General features: G+C 65.2%; 18 protein-coding genes. 7 read left to right on the plus strand and 11 right to left on the minus strand.

What is annotated here, in order from left to right; genetic code table 11:
* Positions 1-1,281: a ferredoxin:protochlorophyllide reductase (ATP-dependent) subunit N gene (locus ACQY4G_RS10335; protein WP_421990745.1), complete on the minus strand. Its 1,281-nt coding sequence runs from the start codon at positions 1,279-1,281 to the stop codon at positions 1-3.
* Complete coding sequence (gene bchF / locus ACQY4G_RS10340; protein ID WP_067695111.1) at positions 1,278-1,742, minus strand: 2-vinyl bacteriochlorophyllide hydratase; 465 nt, start codon at positions 1,740-1,742, stop codon at positions 1,278-1,280. The genes ACQY4G_RS10335 and bchF overlap by 4 nt, the downstream gene beginning before the upstream one ends.
* 279 nt (positions 1,743-2,021) lie before the next feature.
* Here bchF and ACQY4G_RS10345 point away from each other — a divergent pair, with 279 nt between their 5' ends.
* The 7 genes from ACQY4G_RS10345 to ACQY4G_RS10375 all read left to right on the plus strand — a co-directional run bounded on the left by ACQY4G_RS10345 (position 2,022) and on the right by ACQY4G_RS10375 (position 8,564).
* On the plus strand, positions 2,022-2,903 hold the full coding sequence (locus ACQY4G_RS10345) for a cobalamin B12-binding domain-containing protein (protein ID WP_234002397.1): 882 nt from the start codon (positions 2,022-2,024) through the stop codon (positions 2,901-2,903).
* Positions 2,904-2,949: 46 nt separating this feature from the next.
* Positions 2,950-4,350: a transcriptional regulator PpsR gene (gene ppsR / locus ACQY4G_RS10350; protein ID WP_428483065.1), complete on the plus strand. Its 1,401-nt coding sequence runs from the start codon at positions 2,950-2,952 to the stop codon at positions 4,348-4,350.
* A gap of 66 nt (positions 4,351-4,416) precedes the next feature.
* Positions 4,417-5,319 carry a chlorophyll synthase ChlG gene (gene chlG / locus ACQY4G_RS10355; RefSeq protein WP_421990749.1) on the plus strand — a complete coding sequence of 301 codons (903 nt, stop codon included), beginning with the start codon at positions 4,417-4,419 and terminating at the stop codon, positions 5,317-5,319.
* Positions 5,316-6,638 carry a BCD family MFS transporter gene (locus ACQY4G_RS10360; RefSeq protein ID WP_421990751.1) on the plus strand — a complete coding sequence of 441 codons (1,323 nt, stop codon included), beginning with the start codon at positions 5,316-5,318 and terminating at the stop codon, positions 6,636-6,638. The genes chlG and ACQY4G_RS10360 overlap by 4 nt, the downstream gene beginning before the upstream one ends.
* Positions 6,635-7,828, plus strand: coding sequence for a geranylgeranyl diphosphate reductase (locus ACQY4G_RS10365; RefSeq protein WP_421990753.1), 1,194 nt, complete (start codon positions 6,635-6,637; stop codon positions 7,826-7,828). The genes ACQY4G_RS10360 and ACQY4G_RS10365 overlap by 4 nt, the downstream gene beginning before the upstream one ends.
* Positions 7,828-8,310, plus strand: coding sequence for a TspO/MBR family protein (locus ACQY4G_RS10370; RefSeq protein ID WP_198147711.1), 483 nt, complete (start codon positions 7,828-7,830; stop codon positions 8,308-8,310). The genes ACQY4G_RS10365 and ACQY4G_RS10370 overlap by 1 nt, the downstream gene beginning before the upstream one ends.
* Complete coding sequence (locus ACQY4G_RS10375) at positions 8,310-8,564, plus strand: hypothetical protein (protein WP_421990755.1); 255 nt, start codon at positions 8,310-8,312, stop codon at positions 8,562-8,564. The genes ACQY4G_RS10370 and ACQY4G_RS10375 overlap by 1 nt, the downstream gene beginning before the upstream one ends.
* A gap of 72 nt (positions 8,565-8,636) precedes the next feature.
* Here ACQY4G_RS10375 and pufM read toward each other — a convergent pair whose 3' ends face one another.
* From pufM to ACQY4G_RS10420, 9 genes are all read right to left on the minus strand, one after another.
* Complete coding sequence (pufM, locus tag ACQY4G_RS10380) at positions 8,637-9,560, minus strand: photosynthetic reaction center subunit M (RefSeq protein ID WP_067695121.1); 924 nt, start codon at positions 9,558-9,560, stop codon at positions 8,637-8,639.
* 14 nt (positions 9,561-9,574) lie between these two features.
* Positions 9,575-10,399 carry a photosynthetic reaction center subunit L gene (gene pufL, locus ACQY4G_RS10385; protein ID WP_067695124.1) on the minus strand — a complete coding sequence of 275 codons (825 nt, stop codon included), beginning with the start codon at positions 10,397-10,399 and terminating at the stop codon, positions 9,575-9,577.
* A gap of 100 nt (positions 10,400-10,499) precedes the next feature.
* Positions 10,500-10,685, minus strand: a complete 186-nt coding sequence (gene pufA / locus ACQY4G_RS10390; protein ID WP_067695126.1) for a light-harvesting antenna LH1, alpha subunit — start codon at positions 10,683-10,685, stop codon at positions 10,500-10,502.
* 77 nt (positions 10,686-10,762) lie between these two features.
* On the minus strand, positions 10,763-10,927 hold the full coding sequence (gene pufB, locus ACQY4G_RS10395; protein ID WP_421990757.1) for a light-harvesting antenna LH1, beta subunit: 165 nt from the start codon (positions 10,925-10,927) through the stop codon (positions 10,763-10,765).
* Positions 10,928-11,045: 118 nt separating this feature from the next.
* Entirely contained in the window at positions 11,046-12,506 is a 1,461-nt protein-coding gene (gene bchZ, locus ACQY4G_RS10400) for a chlorophyllide a reductase subunit Z (protein WP_421990759.1), read from the minus strand.
* Positions 12,503-14,044, minus strand: coding sequence for a chlorophyllide a reductase subunit Y (gene bchY / locus ACQY4G_RS10405; RefSeq protein WP_421990761.1), 1,542 nt, complete (start codon positions 14,042-14,044; stop codon positions 12,503-12,505). The genes bchZ and bchY overlap by 4 nt, the downstream gene beginning before the upstream one ends.
* Before the next feature lie 3 nt (positions 14,045-14,047).
* Positions 14,048-15,037 (minus strand): chlorophyllide a reductase iron protein subunit X, encoded by a 990-nt coding sequence (locus tag ACQY4G_RS10410; protein WP_291178857.1) that lies wholly within the window; start codon positions 15,035-15,037, stop codon positions 14,048-14,050.
* Positions 15,034-15,969, minus strand: a complete 936-nt coding sequence (gene bchC, locus ACQY4G_RS10415) for a chlorophyll synthesis pathway protein BchC (protein ID WP_421990763.1) — start codon at positions 15,967-15,969, stop codon at positions 15,034-15,036. Before bchC ends, ACQY4G_RS10410 begins: the two co-directional genes overlap by 4 nt.
* A gap of 106 nt (positions 15,970-16,075) precedes the next feature.
* The gene (locus ACQY4G_RS10420) at positions 16,076-17,224 is read right to left on the minus strand and encodes a methyltransferase (RefSeq protein ID WP_421990765.1); all 1,149 of its coding nucleotides are present in this window, start codon (positions 17,222-17,224) and stop codon (positions 16,076-16,078) included.
* Positions 17,225-17,284 lie beyond the last annotated feature (60 nt).

The following is a 17,284-nucleotide window of genomic DNA, read 5'->3' on the forward strand; positions in this document are numbered from 1 at the left end:
CTACACCTCCAGCACATCGCGCCGCCGCAGCGGTCGCGCAAAGAGTTCGGCGAGGTCGCCCGCCTGGTCGAAGCCGTGAATCGGCGAGAAGACGAGTTCGATCGCCCATTTGGTCGAGAGACCTTCGGCTTCGAGCGGATTTGCTAGGCCGAGGCCGCACACGGTGAGGTCGGGCCGGTCGGCGCGTACCCGGTCGAGCTGACGGTCGACGTCCTGGCCTTCGCTCAGCCGGGTATTGGTGGGCAGTTGGGGCAGTTCGTCGGCGAGGATCGCGCGATGGAGGTAGGGGGTGCCCACTTCCACCGGCGCCATGCCGCATTCGGCGGCAAGGAAGCGCGCCAGGGGAACTTCCAGCTGCGAATCGGGAAGGAAGGAAATGCGCTTGCCCGCGAGCCGTTCGCGCTGATGCTCGAGCGCGCGCTTGGCGCGTTCGCGGCCCGGCGCGACGGTGCGGTTGAAATGCATCTCGTCGACACCGAAGGCATCGGCTGCGGCCTTGAGCCAGGCAGTGGTGCCTTCCGCACCGAAGGGGAAGGGGGCACGGCAATGGGTGGCGCCGCGATCCTGCAATGCGCGCAATGTCTCGCCGAGGAAGGGCTGGGCGAGCAGCACCCTCGTGTTGGGTCCCACCGCGGGCAGATCGGTCGCGGCGCGTGCGGGGAGGCAGCCGACGCTTTCGATCCCGAGCTGCGCGAACAGCCGCAAGAACTGGTCCTCGACGATGTCGGGCAGCGATCCGACCAGCAGCAGCGACGGCGCAGCATCGGCGGGCTCGGCAGGCATTGCGGGGACCAAGGAGGCGAGGCAGGCATCCTCGCCCTCGGTGAAGGTGGTCTCGATCCCGCTACCCGAATAGTTGAGGATGCGCGTGCTGCCGGCGTGTTTCGCCCCCAACCGTTCGGCGGCTTTGGCAAGGTCCAACTTGATGACTTCGGAAGGGCAGGAACCGACGAGGAACAGTGTCGCGATCTCGGGCCGCCGCTCGAGCAGGCGGTCGACTACGCGGTCGAGTTCCTCGTGGCAGTCGGCCATGCCTGCAAGGTCGCGCTCCTCGATGATCGCCGTGGCGAAACGCGGCTCGGCGAAGATCATCACCCCCGCTGCCGATTGCAGCAGGTGCGCACAGGTGCGTGAGCCGACGACGAGGAAAAAGGCGTCCTGCATCTTGCGGTGCAGCCAGACGATGCCGGTCAAGCCGCAGAAAACCTCGCGCTGGCCTCGTTCGCGTAGCACCGGGGCGCAATCGGCGCCTGCTTCGGGGAGGGGCAGCGCGCCGGTCATCCCGCCACCGCCGTTCGCGCAGGCATTTCGAGCCGCGCGGCGCGCAGCTTGAGCAGGAACTGCCCGGCATTCACGACATAGGTGGCATAGGCTGCCAGCGCGACGAACAGCCGCTGATCGAGCGTGCCGATACCGCCCACGAGCATCACGAGATAGGCCGTGTGCAGCGCGATCACGACCATCGAGAAAACATCTTCCCAGAAGAACGGGCGGGCAAACAGCCATTTGCCGAAGACCTGCTTTTCCCAGATCGAGCCGGTCACCATGATTGCGTAAAGCGCGAGCGTCTTGGCGATGATCGAGATATCCGCCGCGAGCGCACCCGCACCGGTGGAAAAATAGCGGAAGACCAACGCCAGACTGACGAGAAAGATAAGGAACTGGAGGGGGGCGAGAATGCCCTGCACCACTGTCCAGGGCGACTCGTCGCGGCGTAGCCGCTCTTCCGGCGAGTAGAGCATCCGGTCTCGGTCGCGCCCGCTTACCCGTGGGTTTGCGGTGGGTAATGAGCGATCCAGCCTCTCCATTTCTTCGCACTGCCTCCACTCTCCAGCGGGAGACTACGCCTCGACACCCTCATGTGTCAATCAAAGTGGACGACAATAAAAATAGACACTCAGGGATTTGCCAGCTTGGGCAAATACGCCTACGCTCCCGATTCTCGGACGGAGTCGGCATACGAACATTGACACGCCGGGACTGACGCGATCCGCGCCGCTACCAGACTGGGAGAGTCTGAAATGGCATCGGTAATCGGTACGGGCTCTGCTGCCCTGCTCAAGGCGATTTCAAACCCGCTGAGCGGTCTGAAACGGCAGCAGGAAACCCGGCCAGGTACTTCGACCAATCCGTCCGGCGAAACGCTCGGGACGATCATCGAGGGGGATTTCATCCCTCGCCTGCTTTTCAAGTTTTCCGCGCGGGCTTCGTATCCGCCGGCGGACGACAAGCCGGTGATCGGAGCCGATGCGGCAGAGCAGTTCGCTTCCCTTCCGCTGACTCTCGAGGCGGACCAGTTGCTTGCGGAAGTGGAATCCTTCCTGGACCGCGGAGTTAGCGTTGAGGCCGTTTTTCTCGACCTCCTCGCGCCCTCTGCGCGGTGGCTCGGCCAGCTTTGGGAGGCCGACGAATGCGACTTCGTCGATGTGACTATGGGGTTGTGGCGCCTGCAGGAAGTCATGCGCGAGATTGCCGCGCGTTCGCCTCCGGCAGTTCATGCGATGGGTCCGGGGCGTACCGCTCTGTTCTCACCGATGCCGGGCGACCAGCATGGGTTCGGTTCGCTGATCATAGACGAAATCTTCGCGCGGGCCGGGTGGGACAGCGAGGCTCTCATCGACCCCGAACGGCGCGAATTGCTGCGGCTGATATCGGAAAAGTCGTTCGACCTCGTAGGATTGACCATTTCATGCGATTGTCCTAGCGGCCCCGTCTCCCAATTGATTAGTGCAATTCGCAGTGTTTCCGTAAACCCCCGAACGCAGATCCTCATCGGAGGGCGAGCGGTCAATTCCAATCCCGACCTCGTCGGCGAGGTCGGTGCCGACGGAACAGCCGTCGATGCCGAAGCGGCGCTCAGACTCGCCGCACGCCTGGTGGAGGACGTGAAACTTAGCGCTTAGCACGCATCGTAGGCACGAGAACCGGATGCTGACCAGGAAGCACAGCTTGGACGAGAAACGGCCCTTCGCCGATTCCGGGGAGGTGTTCGACGCCATCGATCGCGACGCGGCCAAGACGCTGGCGATGGTGGCGGGCGATGTCGTGCTCGTGTTGGACAAGACCGGCAACATTCTCGACGGCTCTTTCGACCCCAACGCATTCCCCGAATTCGAACAATGGATCGGCGACAATTGGCTCGACACGGTGACCGCCGAGAGTCGGCCCAAGATCATGGAAATGCTGGCCGCGGCACGCAAGGGCGAGGTGCAGCACTGGCGCCAGGTCAATCATCCTTCGCGCGAGGGCGACGTCCCGATCAAATATGTTGTCGTCAGCATCAATGGCGGCGAACGGGCGATCGCCTTCGGGCGCGATCTGCGCGAAATCGGCAAGGTCCAGCAGCGCCTGCTCAAGGTCCAGCAATCGCTTGAGCGCGATTACATCCGCATGCGCCATGTCGAGGCACGCTATCGCCTGCTGTTCGAAAGCTCGCGCGAGCCGGTGATGATCGTCGAGGCGTCCGATTATCGTATCCGTGAAGCCAATCCCGCGGCCCATGCACTGGTCGGTGCCAAGGCGGGTTCGCTGGCCGACAAGAAACTGCTCGGCCTGTTCTCGCGCAAGAGCGGTTCGACTGTCACCGCGCATCTGGGCTCGGCGCTGGTTACGAATGCAGTCTCACCCGTGGCGGTCACGCTCGACAAGGGCGGGCGAGAAGTGACGCTGTCCGCCTCAGGCTTCAGCCAGGACCGGCGGCAATACCTGCTCGTCCGTTTCGAAGATGCACAGCGATCGATCGAGCCCGACGTGGCACCCGTGCTCGACGTCATAGAACACATGCCCGACGCTTTCGTGCTTACCGATGCGCGCATGGGCATCGTTGCCACCAATATGGCTTTCGTCGAGCTTGCCCGGGCGGCCGGGATTGACCAGCTACGCGGCTCCCATCTGTCGACCTTCATCGGCAGGCCGGGGATCGATCTCGATCTCATCGCCAGCCAGGTCGACAAGGATGGCGAGGCGCGCAACGTCGCCACCATTCTACGCGCGGTGAATGGCGGCGACGACGAGCCGATAGAAGTCTCGGCGATCGCGACCGGCGCGGACGAGCGCCATTACGGTTTCGTCATCCGGCCGATCGCGCGGCGCCTGCGCGACCTGCCACCCGGGTCCGACGACATGCCACGCTCGGTCGAACAGCTTACCGAGCTGGTCGGGCGCATGCCGCTCAAGGATATCGTTCGCCAAAGCACCGACCTGATCGAGCGCCTGTGTATCGAAGCGGCACTGCTTTATACCTCGGACAACCGCGCTTCGGCCGCCGAAATTCTCGGCCTGAGCCGTCAGAGCCTTTACTCCAAGCTGCACCGCTACGGCCTCGGAAACCTGCCCGCCGACTCCGAATAGGGTTTTCCTGCACAATGAGTGTCAAAATGAATTGACGCCCACACCCGTCAGGCATAGCGTTGCCCCATGCTTCGTTCGGCGGCCTCGACTCGGACGGCGCCGATTCCGGCGGCATCTTCGGTCGTCGAACTTCTCAAGCCGATAACATGGTTCCCCCCGATGTGGGCCTTTGGCTGCGGCGTGGTATCCGCCGGCGCGGCATTCGACGAACGCTGGCTGTTCGTCGTCGGCGGGATTCTGCTGGCCGGGCCCTTCGTCTGCGGCACCAGCCAGGCGGTCAACGACTGGTTCGACCGGCATGTCGATGCGATCAACGAACCCCACCGGCCGATTCCATCCGGCAGGGTCGCAGGGCGCTGGGGCCTCGGCATCGCGGTAGCCGGGACGCTGCTGTCGCTGGGGCTTGCGGCAATGCTCGGGTTTTGGGTCTTCGTCGCTGCCATATTGGGTCTGGCGCTCGCCTGGGCCTACAGCGCGCCGCCCTTCCGCCTCAAGGCGAGCGGTTGGGCAGGGCCGGCGACCGTCGGGCTCACCTATGAGGGGCTCAGCTGGTTCACCGGCGCCAGCGTGATGGCGGGCGGGCTGCCGAGCCTGCCGGTAATCGCGATCCTGCTGCTCTACAGCGCGGGCGCGTTCGGGATCATGGTGCTCAACGATTTCAAGGCGGTCGAAGGCGACCGGATCACCGGCCTGCGCTCGCTGCCGGTGACGCTGGGCGTCCGCCGCGCAGCCCTGCTCGCCTGCTTCGTGATGGCCGCCGCACAGGTCATCGTGATTGCCTTGCTCGCCATTTGGGGCCACGCGCTGTCCGCGCTGATCGTGAGCGCCCTGTTGCTCGGGCAAGTGCTGCTGATGGCTCGCCTGCTGAAGGACCCGGCGCGTTTCGCTCCCTGGTACAATGCGACCGGAGTAACACTTTACGTCCTCGGCATGCTGGCGTCCGCGCTTGGTCTGGGAGGATATCTGTGACGACGCGATCGACCCGGGGATTCGGCTGGCTCGCGATTGTCCGTCTCGGTTGCGTGCAGGCCTCGATCGGCGCGATCGTCATGCTGGCGACCTCGCTGCTCAACCGCGTGATGGTGGTCGAATATGCGCTCGCCGCGGCGATCCCCGCGGGGTTGGTCGCCTGGCATTACGCGGTTCAGCTCACCCGCCCGCTATGGGGCCATGGTTCCGACCGGGGAAGGAAACGCACGCCGTGGATCCTGGGCGGCATGGCGGCGCTGGCGCTGGGCGCACTCATGGCGGTGAACGCGACCGTCCTGATGGCCGCAAACCCCGTGGTCGGTGCGATCCTGGCAATCGCCGCCTTCACTCTGATCGGCATGGGCGTGGGGGCGAGCGGGACATCGATGCTCGCTCTGCTCGCCTCGGGTGTCGCCCCCGAACGCCGCGCGGCTGCTGCTGCGACGACCTGGATCATGATGGTCGCCGGGATCGTGGCCTCGGCAGGAGTGGCCGGCGCGCTGCTCGACCCCTTTTCGCCGCAACGGCTCGCGCTGGTAGCCAGCGGGGTTGCAGTCGCCGCGCTGGTGGTGAGCGTGCTGGCCGTGCGCAAGCTCGAGCCGGAGGTTCCCTTCGGCTTCGACACGCAACCACGCGGCGAGGTGCCCGGATTTCCCGAGGCGCTGCGCGAAATCCTCCATGAAAACGCCGCGCGCCGCTTTACCGTATTCATCTTCGTATCGATGCTCGCCTACAGCATGCAGGACCTCATTCTCGAGCCCTTTGCCGGCCTCGTCTTCGGCATGACACCGGGCCAATCGACCCAGCTCGCCGGGATCCAGCATGGCGGCGTGCTGATTGGCATGATCTGCGCGGGGATCGGCGGCAGCGCCTTTGCCGGACGCCTGCCGGTCGATCTGCGCTTCTGGATCGTCGCCGGCTGCAGCGGTTCCGCACTTGCGCTGGCCGGCCTCGCTGCGGGCGCGCTTTACGGACCCGGCTGGCCGTTGACCGCGAACGTCTTCGTGCTCGGCCTTTGTAATGGCCTGTTCGCGGTCGCCGCGATCGGGGCGATGATGGGGCTTGCCGGGGCGGGCCGGAAAACTCGCGAAGGCGTGCGTATGGGCGTGTGGGGCGCGGCGCAGGCCATTGCCTTCGGTCTGGGCGGACTCGCCGGCGCGCTGGGCGTCGATATCGCCCGCCGCGCGCAGGGGCAGGATGGCACTGCCTTCCAGCTGATATTCGCAATCGAGGCGTGCCTGTTCGTAATCGCGGCGGGGCTGGCACTCCACGCGACGCGGCGCCGGCGCGCAGACACAAGGGAGGTGGCAACGGTATGACCGAGACGATCTACGACGCAGTGGTGGTCGGAGGCGGACCTGCAGGGGCCACCGCCGCGGCCGATCTGGCAACTGCCGGGCGCAAGGTCCTGCTGCTCGACCGCGCGGGGCGCATCAAGCCTTGCGGCGGGGCTGTTCCCCCGCGGCTGCTGCAGGATTTCGACGTGCCGCAGAGCCTGCTGGTGGCGCGCGCACGCTCGGCGCGCATGATCGCGCCTTCGAACCGCAAGGTCGACATGCCGGTGGGCGAAATCGGCTATGTCGGCATGGTCGATCGCGACGTGTTCGACGAATGGCTGCGCGAGCGGGCTGCACAAGCCGGAGCGGAGCGTCGCACCGGCACGTTCGAGCATATCGAGCGCAGCGAGAGCGAGGGCACGACCGTCTGCTATCGCCGGTCGCGCGGCAGCGAGATCGAGCGCGTCCGGACCCGGCTGGTGATCGGCGCCGATGGCGCGCGCTCGGCCGTCGCGCGGCAGAATATCCCCAAGGCGGACCAGATGCCCTGCGTGTTCGCCTATCACGAAATCATCCGCTCGCCCGAAGAAACGACCGAGGCCTTCGACGGATCGCGTTGCGACGTGTTCTACCAGGGCAAGCTGTCGCCCGATTTCTATGCCTGGGTCTTCCCGCATGGCGGCACTGCCAGCATCGGGCTGGGCAGCGCGAACAAGGGCTTCCCCTTGCGCGAAACGGTGGCGACGATGCGCGGCGAGCTGGGGCTCGATGCCTGCGAAACGATCCGCAAGGAAGGCGCGCCGATCCCGCTCAAGCCGCTCAAGCGCTGGGACAATGGCAGCGACGTTATCGTCGCCGGCGATGCGGCGGGCGTGGTCGCTCCGGCATCGGGCGAGGGCATCTATTACGCGATGACCGGTGGGCGCCATGTGGCGCAAGCCGCGCAGGAATTCCTGCGCACCGCCAATCCCAAGGCGCTGCGCATGGCGCGTAAGAACTTCATGCGCGAGCATGGCAAGGTCTTCTGGGTGCTCGGGATCATGCAGTATTTCTGGTATTCGAGCGACAAGCGGCGCGAGCGTTTTGTGACCATGTGCGCCGACAAGGACGTGCAGCAACTGACCTGGCAGGCCTATATGAACAAACGGCTGGTACGCGCCAAACCGCTTGCCCATGCGCGAATTTTCCTCAAGGATTGTGCCCATCTGCTGGGATTGAGGGCCGCCGCCTGATGAATCGAAGTTGGTTGCTGCCGATCATAGTGGCAGGTGTCGCGGCGCTGGGCGTGGCGATGCTTGGCGCTACGATCACCGATCTGGGTCCCTGGTACCAGGCGCTCGAAAAACCCGCCTGGGCACCGCCCGATCCCGTCTTCGGAATTGCCTGGACGCTGATCTTCGCCCTGGCCGCGGTTGCCGCCGTAAGCACCTGGCGCGCAGCGCCGACCACGCGCGTGGCGGATACGGTGATCGGCCTGTTCGCGCTCAATGGCTTCCTCAACATCCTGTGGAGCCTGATCTTCTTCCGCATCCAGCGGCCCGACTGGGCCTTTGCCGAACTGCTGCTGCTGTGGCTCTCGGTGGGCGCGCTGATCCTGTTCTGCGGGCGCTATTCGAGGCTCGCCGGCTTTGCGCTGGTGCCTTATCTGATCTGGGTGACGATCGCCGGCGCGCTCAACTGGCAGGTGATCGAGCTCAACGGCCCCTTCGGTTGATGGAGGCGCTATTTCGCAGCGGCCATGCGGCGGACATCGTGCTGGCGGTGCTGCTGGTCGAGGCGATCTGGCTCCGGATGCGCGGCTTCGCCTGGCGCGATCTGGCAGGTTTGCTCGGTCCCGCGGCGCTGCTGGTGCTGGGCCTGCGCGCCGCGCTGGTCGGGGCGCCATGGTACTGGATCTCGGTGCCGGTCGCGCTCGCTTTCCCGCTGCACCTGCTCGACCTGCGCCGGCGAAGCGGAGGCGGCGCCTAGGTTCACCGACATCACGGCAAAAAAGAACCCGGCCGTGGGAGCCGGGTTCCAAGCTTGGCAATGGTGGACGGGTCAGCCGGGCGCGTAATTATGCTGCTGTGCCCACAGGTACCAATTGTCCACCACCGTTCCCGTCAAAAGGATGCCGATCCCGCCGGTCAGCGTGGTCAGCACCGCAAACCACCAAGCCCAGCGATGGATCGATTCCATCGATGCGTTGAAGCCCATCGTCCAGCGCCAGAACAGTCCGGCACGCTCGGAGGCCGTACCGCGATCGGTGATCTGTTCGATCTCGCGCTCGCCGCCATAGCGGCTGACCGCGAGGATCGTCGCCCCGTGCATCGCGAACAGCAGCGCCGAACCGTAAAGGAAGGTGATCGAGAGCGCGTGGAACGGGTTGTAGAACAGGTTGCCGTAGATCAGCGAGAAATTGTTGGTCCAGTCGAGGTGCGGGAAGATGCCGTAGGGCACCGCTTCCGACCAGCTGCCCATCAACATCGGGCGAAGGAAACCCAGCACCAGGAACAGCCAGATCGCACTGGCGAAGGCCCAGCAGACATGCAGCCCCATGCCCAGCGATACGGCCCGGCGATAGGAACGCACCCACCACAGCAGGATCGAGAGGGTAAGGAAGAAGCCGGTCAGAATGAACCAGCCGCCCTCGGCCAGCGGGACGAACGGGCTGAAGCCCCATTCGGGCCCGGGCGGATCGAGCGAAAGCCAGAAGAATTCGCGCATGAAGGCGATCGGGCTGTAATCGACCTGCGCCGCCATGTTCCACCCGATGATCGAGATCGCGAGGAAACCGAACAGCAGCGAGGCAAGCCCCAGCCAACCGAGATAGATCGGTCCGAGCTGGGCCTGGCCGAATTTGCCGAACCAGTAGTTGTAGCCGGTCAGCCGATAGCGCTCTTCATCGCCCGGCGGCAGCGGGACGCCCATTTCGGGAGCGGTCTGAAGCTGCACCTGGGTGAAGATATTGTAATAGCGTGCCATTGCTCAGGGCCTCCTCAGGACCAGATCGGGATGCTCTTCCACCAGTCCCACCATTCGGGGAAACTGCCCTGGTAGAGCGGACCGGCAAGGATCATGCAGGCCGCGCTCCAGAAGCCGGCGTTGAGCGCCAGCAACAGGCCGAGGCGGTGGATGCCCAGCGTGCCGATCGAATAGCCGATGAAATCGCGAAAATAGGTATCTTCGTGTTCGGGCGTCTTCACTTTCTCGCCCTTGGGCACGTTGACGGCAGAAAGGATCAGCGATCCGTGCAGCGCCAGCGCGAAGCAGGTGACGAAAAAGAAGGACACCGCCACCATATGCAGCGGATTATAGTGGAAATTCACATACATATAGCCGGTATTCGACACCCAATCGAGATGGGTGAAGATGCCGTAGGGAAAGCCGTGGCCCCAGGCCCCCATCCACAGCGGCCGCACGACCACCAGCGTCGCATAGGCGAGTATCGCGAAGCTGAAGGCGATCGGCACGTGGTAGCCGATGCCCAGCTTGCGACTGATTTCCACCTGTCTCAGTGCCCACGAAATGAAGGCGACCAGCGCGCAGACCGTGATGATCTGCCAGTATCCGCCTTCGTTGAGCGGAGCTGCGGCTAGCCCCGCTTCGATGGGCGGTGGTTCGATCGAGATGAGCCAGGGGTTCCATGTCGGCCCCTGCGACGCGGAGGCGAAGATCAGCAGAGTACCCAGAAGGGCGCTGATCGCCGTCGTCACGCCGAAGAAGCCGACATAAAAGGGACCGACCCAGAAGTCGAACAGGTCGCCGCCTATCAGCGTACCACCCCGCACGCGGTATTTCCGCTCGAAACTCAGCAGCGCCATAGCTCTATCCTTCCTACCTTGGCGGGCAGGCTCATCGGGTACCTACTCGATGGCCGGAGGCAGGCAGGCGAATCCCGCCTGCGCTCGATCGACCCGGCGTTCAGCCCGTTCGCGTCACGCTTTCAGTGGCCGCCGTCGTCGCCGGTGCGGCGCTTGCGCCGTCCAGCCAGTTGTAGCGGTTGGTGCTGAGCAGGATGAAGTGAATCAGCAGCGCGAGGACGAACAGGAATACGAACAGTGCGACGAGCGCCCTGCGCGGATCGAAAATGAGCCAAATTCTCCACATTGTTTTTCTCCTTCAATGTGTCGGGCAGTGCCTGGGGATGGGCCGTCGGTGGCGCTTCGCTCAGGCGGATTGCGCGGTCAGAGCCACGGCCTCCAGACCCAGACGAGGACGTGAGCGACGACGGCAATCGCAGTGAAGCCGAGGAAGCTGCTCATGAAAATCTTGTGGAATTCCTTGGCCTCTTCGGGCGTCAGGTAGGTCCGCAAGCCAAAGCGATCGTCACCGAGTGTCGGATCGTTCATTGGTTTATCTCCCAATCAGTTGCGAGGTGGTGGGGACGACGTGCCCCCGACGGTATCCGCGCGGGCGGACCCGCGGGGATGGTGAGGCCCGCTGGCGGGCGATCGGGTGCGACGGCGCTCATGCGAGCGATCCTTCGAGCAGGACATCGGCGAGGCAGTCGGCGGAAACGCTGGTATGCCCCTGGCGACGGGCCACGCGTTCGGCGGCGTCGCGCAGGCGCTTGGCGGCGGAAATGCGGACCAGCACCGGCTGCGCTTCGACGAGCGCGTCGAGCTTGGCCTTGGCATCGGCATCCCAGGGCAGTTCCTCGTGGTCCTTGGCGAGGGTCGGCTCGACCTTGTCGAGGTCGGAGCCGAGCGGCAGGATGTGGAACAGCGCGTCGAACAGCGCATTGCACACTTCCTGCACGAGATAGGTCGCGCCGGCATAGCCCATGAAAGGCGTGCCGGTATGGCGGCGGATCGCCGCGCCGGGGAAGCTCGCCGCGATGAACTGACCCGACGGCCCGTGGCCCGTCCCGGCCGTTTCGGCGAGATACATCCGCTCGTTGTAGGAGCCGAAGACCACCAGCGGAGGATTGGCTTGGATGGCTGCGCGCACGTCCTCGTTGCGCGGCTTCACGCCGGCCGAACGGGCGAAAGCGAAGCTGCACGGCAGTCCCATGTCCTCCTCGAGGAAGACGCGGATGCCGCGGGCATAGGTCTCGTTGGCGCAGATGCCGAAGTTGGCGGTGCCGAAGAAGTCCTGCGTGACCGAGCGCCACAGGTCCCACAGCGGCTTGATCGTGGTGTGCTTCTCGCGGGCGATGAAGGGTTCGGGATCGAGCCCGAGCTCCTCGCCCAGCGCGCGCAGGAACTTGGTGGTGCTGGTGAGGCCCACCGGGGCCTGGAAATAGGGCCGCTCGAGCAGTTCGCACAGATTGCGCCCGTATTCGCGATACATGCAGACATTGGCCTGCGCATCGGCGAGCCGGCGGACGTCGGCGAGATGGCTGCCCAGCGGGAAGGACATGTTGACCTCCGCGCCGATACCTTCGACGAGCCGCCGGATCTCGGCGAGGTCGCTGGCCATGTTGAACATGCCGTAGGCGGGGCCGATGATGTTGACCTTGGGCTTCGCGCCCTCCTTGACGGGCTTGAGCGCGGGCATCTTCTTCGGCCCGAACTCGGTCCACAGCCAGCTCAGCGCGCGGTCGGCGCTCTGCCACTGGTCCTCGTCGATCGTGCGCGGCAGGAAGCGCTTGATCGTGGTGCCTTCGGGCGTCACCCCGCCGCCGATCATTTCGGCGATCGAGCCGGTCACCACCACCGAAGGCAATTCGGGATCGAGCGTTTCCCAGGCGCGCTTCATCGCGCCCTCGGTACCGGTCTTGCCGAGCTCTTCCTCGCCAAGGCCTGTCACGACGATCGGCAATTCGTGCGGCGGAAGCCCGTCGGTGTAATGTAGGACCGAGGTAACCGGCAGGTTCTCGCACCCCACGGGGCCGTCGATCACCACCTGCAGCCCCTTCACCGCGGTGAAGACATAGACGGCGCCCCAGTATCCGCCCGCCCGGTCATGATCGAGGACGAGGGTCACGTGCCCACCGCCCCGGCCGCCTTGATGGCCGCTGCCGTTTGCGCCGCGAATTTCTTCTTGAACTTGGGCCGGTCGACCGGCGTGTCTTCCCAGATTCCGGCCGCATCGCCCGTGCCCGCATCGCCGAAAAATTCCGACATGCGGTCGAACCGCGCTTTGTTGGCGAGCGCGGCATTGACCACCTGCGCGAGACTGCCGGCTCCCGCCGGGCCCATCAGAGGGCGGGCGGAGATCAGATTGGTGAAATAGAGCGCGGGAACCGCGTTCTGCTTGGCATGCTGGACGACCGGCGTGGTGCCGATCGCCAGGTCGGGGCCGAATTCCTCGACCGCCGCGATATCCTCTTCGAGGCTGGCGCGGTAATTGACGCGCACGTCCTTGGCCTCGAGCCAGTCGCGGTCGGGATCGGACCATGGGGTCTTGGGGCAGGCGGTGCCGACATAGGGCACCTCCGCGCCGCTTTCGATCAGCAGCCGCGCGACCAGCAGTTCGGAGCCCTCGTAGCCCGAGACGGTGATCCGGCCCTTTACGGGCATGGCGGCCAGGGCCCCGCGAATGGCGCCGACCATCGCGTCTTTCGCGGCGTCGATTTTCGCGCGTTCGACGTTGCACGCGCTGCCGATCGCCTCGAGCCAGGCGGCGGTGCCGTCCGCGCCCACCGGGGCCGAACCAACGACGCTGCGGCCGGCCTTGTCGAATTCGCGGATGCTGGCGGTATAGAAGGGATGGATCGCGGCGACGGTGGCGCAATCGAGCGCGGCGTAGAGCTCGCGCCATTCGCGCGTGGGAACGACCGGGCCTGCTGCGAGCCCCAGGGGCTCCAGCATCATCCCGATGCCCACCGGATCGGCGGGAAACATTTCGCCCAGCAAGGTTACCGTGGGACGATCCGAACGCTCTTTCGGGGCCGCCACGGGGCCAAGTTCGGCTTCCTTGCGGGCATATTCGAGCATGGCGCCCGCAAGCACATCCTTCGCCTCGGCATGGGTCGGCACGCCGAAACCGGGCACGTCGATGCCGACGATCCGCACGCCGTTGATCTGGTCCGGCAGCAGCCGCAGCGGCACGCCGCTGGCTGTGGGCACGCACAGATTGGTGACCACGATGGTGTCGTATTGGTCCGGATCGGCGAGCTGTTCGACCGCTTCCTTGATGTCCTCGAACAGCTTGCCGGTGACCAGCGTTTCGGAACTGAAGGGAACGTAGCCGACCGTGCGCCGTGCCCCGTAGAAGTGGGAAGTGAAGGTGAGGCCGTAGACGCAGCAGGCGCTGCCCGAGAGGACGGTCGCGGTGCGCCGCATCCTCAGTCCCACGCGCAGCGAGCCGAAGGCGGGGCACATGCTCTGCGGCTGGTCGTGCGGCCCTTTCGGATAGTCGGCGGCATAGCGGTCGAGCAGCTCGCTCTGGCCGGCCTTGCGCGCCGCTTCCTGCATCCGTTCCGCACCCCCGTGGCAGCCGCTGTCACCGGCGCCGTCCGGATCGAGATCCAGACGGTCGGGTTCGCGCGCGTCGGCCACGTCGGAGGCGAAATCGGTCATCCGCTACACCTCGTCATAAACCACCTCGAGCGATGGCTTGGGTTCGTAGGAACCGCCGCGCATATCCGCCTGGGTGGCGGGCACGAGCTTGACGTCACCGCCGGTCTCGTCGGCGCTGAACAGGTCCAGCAGTCCGTCCTGTTCCAGAGGCTTGGGCTGTTGCGGGGGCGCCTTGGCGACATTCTCGGCAAGTTCCTCGAACAGTCCGGCCCATTCGCCGCCGGGCTTGCCGATGATCTGGTAATTGGCCGATTTGCGGCGGATATCCTCGTCGGCGGGAATCGCCGTCAATACCGGGATGTCGACCGCATCGGCGAAGGCCTTGGCCTCCCCCGTACCGTCGTCCTTGTTCACGATCATGCCGGCGACGCCGACATTGCCGCCCATCTTGCGGAAATATTCGACCGCTTTGCAGACATTGTTGGCGACGTAGAGCGATTGCAAATCGTTCGAGCCGACGACGATCACCTTCTGACACATGTCGCGCGCGATCGGCAGGCCGAACCCGCCGCACACCACATCACCGAGGAAGTCGAGCAGGACGTAGTCGAAGCCCCATTCGTGGAAGCCCAGCTTCTCCATCAGCTCGAAGCCGTGGATGATGCCGCGCCCACCGCAGCCACGCCCGACTTCGGGCCCGCCGAGTTCCATCGCGAACACGCCGTCGCGCTGGAAGCACACATCCTCGATGGTGACTTCCTCGCCCGCGAGCTTCTTCTTCGATGACGTCTCGATGATCGTCGGGCAGTTCTTGCCGCCGAACAGCAGGCTGGTCGTATCGGACTTGGGATCGCAGCCGATCAGCAGCACGCGCTTGCCCTGCTGCGCCATCATGTAGCTGAGGTTGGAGAGTGCGAAGCTCTTGCCCGATCCTCCCTTGCCGTAGATCGCGATGATCTGCGTTTCCTTGGTCACCTCGTTCGAGGGCACCGGATCGGGTTCGATCGCGGCTTCCTCACGCAGTGCCTGGGCTTGGGTTTCGAGCATCGTCATGCGTATTCGCTCCAGTCGAGGACCATCTTGAGGCAGTCCCGGTCGTGAAAGGCCGCCGGATAGGCTTCTTGGGCCTGTGCGGCGGGTGCGATGTCGGAAATCAGACCCGACAGGTCGAGTTCGCCGGATTCGATCATTGCGCGGGTCGAGGCGAGGTCGTCCGCCTGCCATTCGGCGGCCACGCGCAGCCGCGCTTCGCACTGGAAGGCTGGCGGAAAGGCGAAGCTGATCCGACTGGTATAAAAGCCCGCCAGCACGATCTCGCCGCCGCGTCCGAGCCGGTTGATCAGAATGTCGAAGACGTCGCTGCTGCCGCTCGCATCGATGATGGTGCGATAGTCTTGGCGCTCGTCATCCTTGGGTGCGATCACGTCATAGCCGACGGCGCCCGTCCGGCGATGCGGCTTGTTGTCCCACACCGTGGGAGCCGGCGCGCCCGAGGCGATCGTCATGCGTGCGAGCAACCGCCCTAGGACGCCGTGGCCGACGATTAGTTCGGGCGGTTCGCCGCCCTTGAGCGCATGCAGCGCGGTAGCGGCAAGCGCATAGAGCACGCCTTTTTCGGCCAGGTCCTCCTCGACGGGCAAAGCGCGGGCAGAGGGGACGATTACGCGCTGCGCCGTGCCCCCGAACAGGCCGCGCGCATCGGCATAGCAATCCGCACCGGGCACGAAGACCCATTCGCCGATCCGCTCTTTCGCCTCCTCGCCCGCTTCGACGATGCGGCCGACGGATTCGTAACCGGGCACCAGCGGATAGCCCATGCCGGGGAAATTGGGCATTTCGCCCGACCAGAGCAGTTTCTCGGTCCCGCTGCTAATGCCGCTGAAGCGGATGGCGACGGCGACGTCCGACGGCCCGAGGGGGCGCAGGGCGAGACGCTTCAGCGCCAAGCGCCGCGGAGCCTCGAGTGTGACCGCCATCGCATCCATTGCCGTGCGCTCTCTCCCTCTGCACCCGCTTCTCGGGAAAGCGATGTGCAATATGTCAGCTACGCCTAACGCCCCAATGTGTCAAATATGAATGACAGTTCGAGTGTCAGGCTGTGGCAACGATCAGGGAGGTTATCAGCGGCTGGTGTGTGGTGATCGCGCGCGAACGCGCAAAGCCCGCCTCGGCGAGCATCGCATGGATTTCTTCGGCGCGCCGGGGTCTTCCGGAGCCCATCGCCCACAGATAGAGGCCGAAATAGGCATCCCCCATCGCCTCGGCCCCGGGTGTCGCGGCCATGGGTTCGGCGACAAGAAGCTGCGCGCCCGGTCGCATGGCCCTGTGGATATCTTGCAGGAGTTTCTGCGCCGGAGCATCGTCGTGATCGTGGAGGATCCTGACCAGCGAGACCAGGTCGTAGCCTCGGGGAATCGAGTCGGTGAGGAAGTTTCCCGCGTGGAATTCGGGTTGGGTGCCATGGTGATCCTGTTCGAAGCGCTTGCGCGCCAGGGCGACGACATCGGGCAGGTCGAACAGGCCCAGGCGCAGGTCGGGATGCGCGGCAGACACGCGGCGCAGGAAGGTGCCGCTTCCCCCGCCGACATCCAACAGCGATCGATGATTGTCGAACCGGAAAGCTGCGATGACTTCGTCTGCGACCGCCGCCTGCGAATCGGCCATGAGTCGTGAATATTCCCCCGCCGCGCCGGTCGGATGCGATGCGTCATGTGGCTCGGCCGAGTAGGTCCAGAAGCTCGAGAGGTTTGTCGGGTCGCGTCGGTCGTCCTTCAGCAAGGCCAGCGGATCGACGAGATCGGCGTAGAGCAGGCGGTGGTGGCGAATCATGGCAATCGCACCCGGATTGCCCTGCAGCGCCGCGCCGTGCCGGCCGAGCAGCCACCAGCCAGGTTCTGCTTCTTCGGCGAGGCCGATTGCAGCCGCGGCGCGCGCGAGGCGCGCGGCGGCGTCACCGTTCAGCCCGGTCGTCGCCTCGACGTCGGCAAGCGAGGCGGGGCCATGTTCGAGTCGATCGAGCAGGCCGGACTCGACCGCCGCCAGCGTCGTCTGCGTGTAGGTGAACCCCGCTACGAGGTCGAAGACTGCGCGCGCCCGGCGCCGCGCGATGGGCCGAAGCAAGGGATTGCGCGCGGCATGGCGCTGGAAGCTGCGACTTGCGAACAGCCGGTTGCGCCAGGCGATCAGGCGCGTCCTGATTGTCTGCGGCGGTATCGGGTCGGGATGCAAATCTTCGCGCATATGTCCAATGGAGTGGACAGGCAGCATGTAAAGGTCAATGATATTGCGCGGAGGTCGGAC

This window comes from Qipengyuania sp. (genome assembly GCF_965277845.1).
Classification (GTDB): Bacteria; Pseudomonadota; Alphaproteobacteria; order Sphingomonadales; family Sphingomonadaceae; genus Qipengyuania.

Coding starts and splice junctions, on each gene's coding strand:
- ACQY4G_RS10345 (WP_234002397.1), top strand. CDS start 2,022: ATGGCATCGGTAATCGGTACGGGCTCTGCTGCCCTGCTCAAGGCGATT.
- pufM (WP_067695121.1), bottom strand. CDS start 9,560: ATGGCACGCTATTACAATATCTTCACCCAGGTGCAGCTTCAGACCGCT.
- bchY (WP_421990761.1), bottom strand. CDS start 14,044: ATGACCGATTTCGCCTCCGACGTGGCCGACGCGCGCGAACCCGACCGT.
- bchC (WP_421990763.1), bottom strand. CDS start 15,969: ATGGATGCGATGGCGGTCACACTCGAGGCTCCGCGGCGCTTGGCGCTG.
- ACQY4G_RS10370 (WP_198147711.1), top strand. CDS start 7,828: ATGAATCGAAGTTGGTTGCTGCCGATCATAGTGGCAGGTGTCGCGGCG.
- chlG (WP_421990749.1), top strand. CDS start 4,417: ATGCTTCGTTCGGCGGCCTCGACTCGGACGGCGCCGATTCCGGCGGCA.
- bchF (WP_067695111.1), bottom strand. CDS start 1,742: ATGCTCTACTCGCCGGAAGAGCGGCTACGCCGCGACGAGTCGCCCTGG.
- pufA (WP_067695126.1), bottom strand. CDS start 10,685: ATGTGGAGAATTTGGCTCATTTTCGATCCGCGCAGGGCGCTCGTCGCA.
- ACQY4G_RS10410 (WP_291178857.1), bottom strand. CDS start 15,037: ATGACGATGCTCGAAACCCAAGCCCAGGCACTGCGTGAGGAAGCCGCG.
- ACQY4G_RS10335 (WP_421990745.1), bottom strand. CDS start 1,281: ATGACCGGCGCGCTGCCCCTCCCCGAAGCAGGCGCCGATTGCGCCCCG.
- pufB (WP_421990757.1), bottom strand. CDS start 10,927: ATGAACGATCCGACACTCGGTGACGATCGCTTTGGCTTGCGGACCTAC.
- ACQY4G_RS10375 (WP_421990755.1), top strand. CDS start 8,310: ATGGAGGCGCTATTTCGCAGCGGCCATGCGGCGGACATCGTGCTGGCG.
- pufL (WP_067695124.1), bottom strand. CDS start 10,399: ATGGCGCTGCTGAGTTTCGAGCGGAAATACCGCGTGCGGGGTGGTACG.
- ACQY4G_RS10365 (WP_421990753.1), top strand. CDS start 6,635: ATGACCGAGACGATCTACGACGCAGTGGTGGTCGGAGGCGGACCTGCA.
- ACQY4G_RS10420 (WP_421990765.1), bottom strand. CDS start 17,224: ATGCGCGAAGATTTGCATCCCGACCCGATACCGCCGCAGACAATCAGG.